General features: G+C 64.9%; 10 protein-coding genes. 8 read left to right on the top strand and 2 right to left on the bottom strand.

Features of this window, described 5'->3' with window-relative positions:
- The first annotated feature begins 283 nt into the window (after positions 1–283).
- The 6 genes from NN5_RS25115 (at position 284) to NN5_RS10265 (ending at position 5,234) form a co-directional block, all read left to right on the top strand.
- Positions 284–598, top strand: coding sequence for a type II toxin-antitoxin system prevent-host-death family antitoxin (locus tag NN5_RS25115; RefSeq protein WP_031297199.1), 315 nt, complete (start codon positions 284–286; stop codon positions 596–598).
- Positions 599–1,469: 871 nt separating this feature from the next.
- Positions 1,470–1,799, top strand: coding sequence for a single-stranded DNA-binding protein (locus NN5_RS10285; RefSeq protein WP_007015553.1), 330 nt, complete (start codon positions 1,470–1,472; stop codon positions 1,797–1,799).
- Between the two features lie 53 nt (positions 1,800–1,852).
- Positions 1,853–2,182, top strand: coding sequence for a hypothetical protein (locus tag NN5_RS10280; protein ID WP_020818465.1), 330 nt, complete (start codon positions 1,853–1,855; stop codon positions 2,180–2,182).
- Between the two features lie 32 nt (positions 2,183–2,214).
- The gene (locus NN5_RS10275) at positions 2,215–2,817 is read left to right on the top strand and encodes a hypothetical protein (protein ID WP_020818466.1); all 603 of its coding nucleotides are present in this window, start codon (positions 2,215–2,217) and stop codon (positions 2,815–2,817) included.
- 670 nt (positions 2,818–3,487) lie between these two features.
- Positions 3,488–4,486, top strand: a complete 999-nt coding sequence (locus tag NN5_RS10270; protein ID WP_020818467.1) for a DUF2493 domain-containing protein — start codon at positions 3,488–3,490, stop codon at positions 4,484–4,486.
- A gap of 181 nt (positions 4,487–4,667) precedes the next feature.
- Entirely contained in the window at positions 4,668–5,234 is a 567-nt protein-coding gene (locus NN5_RS10265; protein ID WP_020818468.1) for a hypothetical protein, read from the top strand.
- Between the two features lie 2 nt (positions 5,235–5,236).
- Here the strand turns inward: NN5_RS10265 and NN5_RS10260 are convergent, their stop codons facing one another.
- Positions 5,237–5,500 carry a hypothetical protein gene (locus NN5_RS10260; protein ID WP_015460598.1) on the bottom strand — a complete coding sequence of 88 codons (264 nt, stop codon included), beginning with the start codon at positions 5,498–5,500 and terminating at the stop codon, positions 5,237–5,239.
- 595 nt (positions 5,501–6,095) lie between these two features.
- On the opposite strand from NN5_RS10260, the gene NN5_RS10255 reads away from it, so the two are divergent.
- Both NN5_RS10255 and NN5_RS10250 read left to right on the top strand, forming a co-directional pair.
- The gene (locus tag NN5_RS10255; RefSeq protein WP_020818469.1) at positions 6,096–6,587 is read left to right on the top strand and encodes a hypothetical protein; all 492 of its coding nucleotides are present in this window, start codon (positions 6,096–6,098) and stop codon (positions 6,585–6,587) included.
- 366 nt (positions 6,588–6,953) lie between these two features.
- Entirely contained in the window at positions 6,954–7,178 is a 225-nt protein-coding gene (locus NN5_RS10250) for a hypothetical protein (protein ID WP_020818470.1), read from the top strand.
- Between the two features lie 119 nt (positions 7,179–7,297).
- Here NN5_RS10250 and NN5_RS10245 read toward each other — a convergent pair whose 3' ends face one another.
- Complete coding sequence (locus tag NN5_RS10245; RefSeq protein WP_020818471.1) at positions 7,298–7,516, bottom strand: hypothetical protein; 219 nt, start codon at positions 7,514–7,516, stop codon at positions 7,298–7,300.
- Positions 7,517–7,794: the final 278 nt, after the last annotated feature.

The following is a 7,794-nucleotide window of genomic DNA, read 5'->3' as shown; positions in this document are numbered from 1 at the left end:
CCTCGGCCAGTCGTCGGCAGAGCACGCCTTTGGTGGCGAACAGCCCGAAGGCGGCCGGCGTCAGCGTCGTCAGCGTACGGCCGAACAGGTGGAGGAACCCGAAACCGTCAGCTGAAATCCCCCCGTCGTGCCCGGTCCCGCGCCTCCAGGCCGGGCACGATTCCCGCAGGGTCCGCTTCGTTTCACGCGAAGCGGACCCTGTTCTTGTTTGGCGGCGGTATTTCTCGAACTTACTAAAATTGCCATATTTGGTATATGCCGATTATTCCGCCTGGACCGTGCCATGAATGCGGAAACCTTGCGGTCGACAACGAAGAAGAAAGTTCCGCGGACGGCCTTCCACAATCATACCGGTCAATATCCGGATATCAGCCAGCGAGAACCAATCACCGTCACAAAACATGGGCGTCCAGACATCACTATTGTCGAGGCCGCCTATTTCGAACGGCTCGCCGCTGGACAGATTCTTGCGGTGTTCGATCTTAACGCCGCCGATGCCGATCAAATGCCCGACGCGCATCGGGATCTTTTCGAGGCCGCGAAGCCCTCCGCCGAAGAAATAGGACAGGACGTTTGGAACGATGACGCCGCTCCTTAAGGTCGGCGACATCCTCCACTGTGTCTATCTCTTCACCCGTGACCAGTAGGCCGGTCGGGACGAGGGCATCAAGACACGTCCAGTCATTGTGATCGCTGTGCAGAGTCAGCGCGCTTTCACGGCCGCGATCGCCACGAAGAGCGACAAGGCGGGCCAGGAGCTGGCCATTCCCGACGCCGTTGGCGATCCCGCCGGCTCGCGCACGGCACGTCAGTGGTCATCGACCAGTATAATCATTTCACCTGGCTCGGCTTCGATATCCGCCCCGTTACAGCCGAACCTTCCCGGTTCCCATCCGGCGGCCGTGACAGTCCCCACCGCAGCACCGGTGATCACCTGCCGCCGTGACGGCTGCGATCAGCGGCGCCCTTCCTGCCGAAGCGCGGGATCCGGCGCGCTCGCCCGGGACGGACCCGCCGGCCAATCTCATCGTCTCTGGAATGTGGCCCGGCCTCCGGCTGCAGGCGGCCCGCGGGATCATCGAGGCGGTCGGCGCACACCGCGCCCACTGGCGGCCGCCTTGACCGGAGCCCGCGACCGGGCAAAGCAGGAGGCCCATCGCCCGGCCATCGGCCGCGCTGGTTGAGGGCAAGCGGCCGGGATCGAGCCTTCCACAGTCGGTGCGTCCCCGTCTCCTGTCCGCCATCCGGCCACCCGCTTGTCGGGATGAACGCTACGCCCGTGCGGGACCGTCGCAACCCCCGATTTTGCGGCCGTGTTGAGGCCTGGCGGCCTCTGCCCGCACCACCCGAAAAATCGCAGGTTCCCCGTCGCTGGCGCTCCGGTGCGGCGCTCCCTCGTTCACGGGCTTTCGCGACTGTTCATCCCAGCGGGGTCGGCCCGCTGACGGACACGCGAAAGGTACACGACCATGAACAAGGTTTTTCTCTCAGGCCGCATCACCTCTGACATCAGCCGCTTCGGCACCGACAGCAAGGGCGGCGTCAGCTTCAGCCTCGTCACCTCCAAGCCGGTGATCAAGGACGGCCAGGTCCAGAAGGACGACAACGGCTACACCGAGACCTACGACGAGTTCCACACGGTGAAGGCCTTCAACGGCCTCGGCAAGTCGGTCGCCAACCACAAGAAGAAAGGCGACAAGCTGATGGTCGTCGGCGAGATCCGCTACAGCCGCAACGAGCGCGATGGGCGCACCTACTACAACACCGACATCGTCGCCGAGGAAATCGAGTTCCTCTGATCCCTGACGGGCGGCCGTCAGCGGCCGCCCTCCTCATTTCCACGGAGAGCACAATGTTCCATCTCGCCACCTTCGATGAGATCGCCGGCATTGCCCACGGCATCGAGACCACGAACCCCGCCATGGTCGACCGCATCCGGCGTGCGGCAGACCGCCTCAACCGCTACGAGATCGCCGCACGCCTCGCCCAGGCGATTGCCGAAGCCGCCGACGCGGCCCACGTCCGCGCGTTCGAACAAGCCCAGTTCGGCGAAGCGAGTGCCGATGCGATCGTCGACAGCGAATATTACGACGACCTCGCCGCGGCCTGGTCGCTGGTCGCCGGCGAGCACCAGCTGATCAGCCCCGATGCCATCTTCGCGCATGACGGGTCAGTTCACTGACCCGTCCTTCCGCTCAAGCAAGGATTCCGCTCATGGCCACACAGCCCGCCCCCAGACCCGCCGTACAGCATTGCTACGGCGTCCTTCTCCATCACCGCCTCGCCTGGTGGCTCGTCGAGTTTCCCGAACTCGACGCGGCGCCGGTTCGCGCGCGCAAGCTCTCGGGCCGGCTCACGCCGGCCCTCGCCGACTGGCTTCGCTCGGAGACCGGCGATGCCGGTCTTCCCGCCGAGGTCACGGCCCTGCACCCGGACAGCCGTTGCTGGTCGGGCGAATTCTCCTGTGTGCGCGCCGCCGGGAGCGTCGATCTGTATGACATCGACGCGCATCCCTGGGGCAGCGATGCCGGCGAACTCGAGCTTCGGTTGGCGCGCACGATGATCGATGCGACGATCCGGCCGCTTCCGTCCGGCTTCACCTCGGTCTTCTTCGATCTTCCTTCGGAGAATCAGCCGGTGCTTGCCATTCGCCTCAGCGGCTATAGCTGCGCCACCTTTGAGCTGATGACCGCTCGATACATGCCGACCTATCGGCCGCGCTCGCCGTGGCGCGACATTTCGAACGACGCCGTCTCCGACAGTGGCAGCGACATCCTTGGGTGGCGTGAGGCTGCGGACTGGATCGGCCCCGTCTGATCGCTGCCGACGTCGAATGTCCGGGACGGGTGCCAGCCATGTCCCGGGCGCCGGCGTGACCACCCCTCGCACGGCGGAAGCCGCGATGCCGAAGTTCCTGCCGGCATGAGCGCATTGGCTCGCAGGATATTGCCCATATGCCTGATCTCGGGGCGCTGCGCTCCCGATTGCGGCATGGCGCAACATGGGGATGGGGCGGTTGCATGGATGGTTGGCGCATCCCGTCCTTCGCCAGGGCAGAAGGACGGGACCGGGGCTCTATTCGCTAAGCCGCCGCCCGCGCATGCGCGCGGTCCCCGGCTAACCTCACGGAGCCGAGGCCTGAGCCTCGTCTCCGCCCGTCCGGGTTACGATCCCGCTTGCGGTTGTTCTCGCCGGTGAGGTTTTACACCCCTATTCCTCTCTTGTGTCTGCCTAGTGTGGCATGCGGGGTTGGCGGTCCGTCGAGCATGAGCGGTCCCCCCCAATTTTGACGGCGCCGCCGCGCCGCTGACGCGTCCCGGCAACCCCGACAAAATCGGTTCCCCCACTCCCCGCTGGCGCGGCGTTAACCGGGGTCCGGCCTGTGGCCGGCTTCCCGGTTAACGTGCCTGACCTCCCTGACCACCGCATGCCCTGAGTCAGGTCTCATCCGAGGGGATGAGACAGCAAAAACGCCATGGAGGCTCACATGACCAAGTCTTTCACGAACTTCGCCGACCTCGCCAGCTTCATCGCCGGCGAAACCGGCCATCACGGCCAGAGTTCGATCTACGAGGGTGCTTTCATCGAGCACGACGAACGCGCCAAGCTGTCGCCCGTCGACGAGACCGAGCAACGCGAGATGCCCGATCCCGAGCAAGCCCGCGCAGCGGTGGAAATGGTGATGGCGACGCTGTTCGACGTGTTTCGCGACACGCGGCTCGAGCCTTTCGCGAGCGACCTCGCCTGGGGCTTCGTCAACAGCTTCCATGTCGTCGCCAAGCGTCTCAGCGACCGCGAGGACGACGCGGCCAAGGAGCTCGGAGATCTCGCCCGCAGCTTCGATCCGAGCGAGATCTACGCCTCGCAGCTCGAGGAGGCGCAGCTGCTGTGCCAGACACTGCAGGGGTGCCGCGATGCGATGGAATGCATGCGCGACCATGCCGCCGAAGTCTATCGCGTCGAGACTGGCCGTCCCTACTCGCCGACCCGCGGCAGCCGGGTGTCGAGCGGGGTCACCGCCTCGATGATCGATGCCCGCAACTATCTCGCCGAGCGCGCCCGCGAGCGCCGCGAACAGTTCGCGCCCGAAGGTCCCGTCGTCGCCTTCTCCGGCGGTCAGGTCTGGGACGATCACGAGATGCTCTGGCGCGGTCTCGACTCCATCAAGGCCCGCGTGCCGGAAATGATCCTCGCGACCACCGCGCAGACCAAAGGCTGCGACGCGATCGCCCAGGCCTGGGCGGCAGCGCGCGGCGTGAAGGTCATCCTGTTCCGGCTGGATCGCCGTCTCGGCGCCAAGGCCGCCTTCGTCCGCAACGATCGCCTGCTGGCGCTCAAGCCGGTCGAAGCGGTCATCTGCGAGGGGTCGGGCATCCAGATGAACCTCGCGCAGAAGCTGCGGCAGGCCGGCGTTCCGCTCCATGTCGTGAAGCTGGACCAGCAGGCCCCGCGCCCGGCACCGCAGCGTCAGCAGCGCTGGGCCTGAGCCCGCGCCCGAGAGAGGCTCCGGCATCCGCCGGGGCCTCTCTCTTCCTTTTGCGCGCGACATGCGGAGCGCGGGGGCATCGAACCCCCGCGCTCCGCCGGGGCGAACGCCATGCGGCATCAAGCCGCGTCCAGAGAAAAGGGGGATGAAAGGGTGGCGGTTTGCCCAAGGAGACAAAGTCATGTCCATCCTCTTTCGCATCGCCGTTCCTGCCGACGACACCCTCGCGCCGGTTGCCGTCATCACTGCCCGCCAACTCGCCGCGCTGCGCCGCATCCTTCGCGCCGAAGGCGACCGAATCGGCACCGCGCTCATCGAACCCGACGACATCATCGGCGACAGTTTCGAGGTCCGGGTCTGCCCGCTCGCGCTGGCCACGGTGACGGCCATCTTCGACCATGATCCGGCGGTGATCAGCGTGGTCGAGGAAGCGCAGTTTCGTGCCCGCCGGGTCTGCGTTCACCACTGCGCCAACTCGGCCGAAATAACCATGAGGGTCGCGCTTACATCCGATAGCGGGCTTGAACTCGATCTTGCCTATGGCAACGCCTATGCGCTTCTCGAAGCCTTGGGCGTGGACGCCGAGAGCGTAGGAGAGATCGCCCTTTCGCAGCTCAGGGAGCGCATTGCCGACCCGGCTACGTCACGGCGCGCGATGCGCTTTGGCGTCGAACAGTATCTGCCCCGGCTGAAGCGTCTGGCGGATAGCGCCGATGGAACGGACGACGCCCGCCTCGCCTGGGCCTGATTTCAATGAATTTCCCGCGACAGATCATTGCGAGGGCCGCCCAGCAATCGGTCGATCGCCATCTGCAAATGCGGGGTGCAATTGGTGTCCCGGATCGAATCGAGCACGCCCAGAGCCTCGCGCATCAAGACCAGCGCATAAGCGCGCTGCATCCTCGCATCGCCACCATCGCCTTGCCCAATTTCGCCGCGCAGCATTCGGATCGATAGCATGACCTGCTCCACGAAATGTCGATCCGATGCCTCCAAATCTTCCGGCTTGATCATCCGACTTCCCCTCGCCTCCGCCGAGGCGGAAACGAGAGAGCCATTCCCGCCCAACGCTCCCGCGCGAAGGCGCGGGAGCCGGGGCTTAAGAACACGTCGAGACATGCGCCTACGCTTTTAGAGCCGAGGCTCCTGGACATATGCGCAGGCACCCCGGCGTGAAATCACACCGTGTGCCGTTCTCGACAGGGTTCTTAAGCCCCGGCGCTGCCGTTTTTGCAGCACGCCGAAGCGCCTAGCACAGCGACGAGGACCAACCAAGCGGCACCCCGTTCGCCGGAGTAGCGCCGGGGATTTACTGCCGGGTTACCCGCTCGACTTGCCGGGCAGGAGGCAAGCACGCGTTCGCACATCTCGGCATCAGACGGGGCTTCATCGCCATAGCATGACGCTGGGTGTTCCTCGGCCGTCAAGGATCAGCGGTCCCCCCGATTTTGCCGCCGCTCCGCTGCGCTACCCGGCAACAAAATCGGTTCCCCCGCTGCCCGCTTCGCGGCGGCCATGCCGTCCCTGACCGCCTCAACACCGCGTCCCGCTGAGCCCATCCTCATCGATGAGAGATGGGGAGCACGGCATCATTCTGATGGAGGCTCTTATGGACAACCTTTCCGACGATCTCCGGGCGCTGTTCAACGCTCCGATCTGCCCGTACTGCGCGACGCTCTACGATCCTGAGCAATATGACGAGGTCGATGAATGCGCCCGCTGTTCGAACTGCTGCAGGGCATACCAGGTCGCGGCCGAACACCGCCCACCACAGCCGCACATTCCGCAAGATGACCCGCTGTCGGCAGCCGCCCAATCAGATAGTCTGGCCCAGTTTCGGGACGAGGCGGGCCGCGTTTCGAAAGCCATGATGCGCCAGACCGCCGGAGGAAGCTACCAAATGTACGAACGCTGGTTCACAGAAGCGCTCGGGCCTGCCATCGACAAGCTCGATCCGGTGCTCCGGCCCCAGGCAATCACGATCGCCAGCGAGCTTGGCTATATCGCCGATACCGAGGTCATGGCGGCCGGCTTCGGTCCAGGCCTATGCTCGATCAGCGGCATCGATGAGCATTTTTGCCATTGCGGCCGGCATCCCTGACGACATCGGGGCCGGGTATCCGCTCGGCCCCTTCTTCTCATCCATCGCCGAACTCGTTCCGGCTCGCTCGCGTGCCGCGCGGACCCGTCGGTCCGCACGCCGCTACGCCTTGCCGCAGCGTCCCGACGAGGGGAAACATCTCTCACAGACTTCCCATTATGTCGGACGGCCGAGACCGCCTCAAGGACGGTGGGGCCCCACCATTTTCTTCGGCGGATCGAGCGCGGCGCTTCTCCTTCGGCGTTGGCGGCCGCCGAAGAAAATCGTGACCCCCACCGCCGCTCACGCGGTCGCTTCGCGATCCTTGACCCGGCCTCGGCCGCCCGACGCGCCGCTCCTGTCATTCAAGACCGACAGGAGCCTATCATGCAGATCATCTCGACCAGCGCCGCCGCCGACAACGCCGCCTTCTTCGCCGCCATCGCGAATGCCGAACGCCGCGCGCTTCACAGCTACTTCGACCAGCATGTCGTGGCGGACGAGGAGGCCGGCTACATCACCATCGACGAGGGCGATTACGGCGCGCTGCCGATGACGATCATAGACCGGATCGTCCACAGCGTGCCGGGCGGACGGCTTGACGAATTCTGAGACAGATGGGGAGGGGCGCGTCTGCGCCTCTCCCTTTTTTTGCTGTGGGGTCAGAACGGACATGGAGGGCATCGAGCCCTCCATGTCCGTGCCGCGAGCATGCTCGCGGCGGGGGCTGTTCACGCCGTCAGGCGCTTTTCCACTTCGTCTATCCCGAGGCTCCGAATCCGGCCGAGAAGGTTCCCCAGCCGCTTTGTCTCGAGTTTGAGAAGACCGGTCTTCTCGATGGCCTGAATGGCTGCCTCGCGTTCCTTCTCTTCCAGTCTTTGCCGCCGCTCTTCGAGCTTGCGGACATCCTTTTCGATCGCGGCTCTTTCCTGTTCCAATGTGCGTGCCATGAAGGGCCTCTTGGTTCACGCTGATCGGGCTATGAACCGCGACACTATAGCCTCTCGCGACCGGCCTCGAAAGCGGAACGTCGCCGATGTTTTTCGGTGCACTTTTCCTCGTGCAAACAAATCCCATCAGCGTCGTTCACAACGCTAAGACGCGCAGACTGGCAGTCTCGCTTCGCGTAATCACGCCTTGCACGCCGTTCCGTCCAAAGGACGGCGAGGCGCCCCGCCGAAGGCATTTTTCATCCCAGACCATCTGTGTCACATGACGACCCGAGGGT

Origin of the sequence: Novosphingobium naphthalenivorans NBRC 102051 (genome assembly GCF_001590985.1) — a bacterium.
GTDB classification, from domain to species: Bacteria; Pseudomonadota; Alphaproteobacteria; order Sphingomonadales; family Sphingomonadaceae; genus Novosphingobium; species Novosphingobium naphthalenivorans.
The sequence above is the reverse complement of the archived record's forward strand: the minus strand, read 5'-3'. Positions and strand labels throughout refer to the sequence as shown.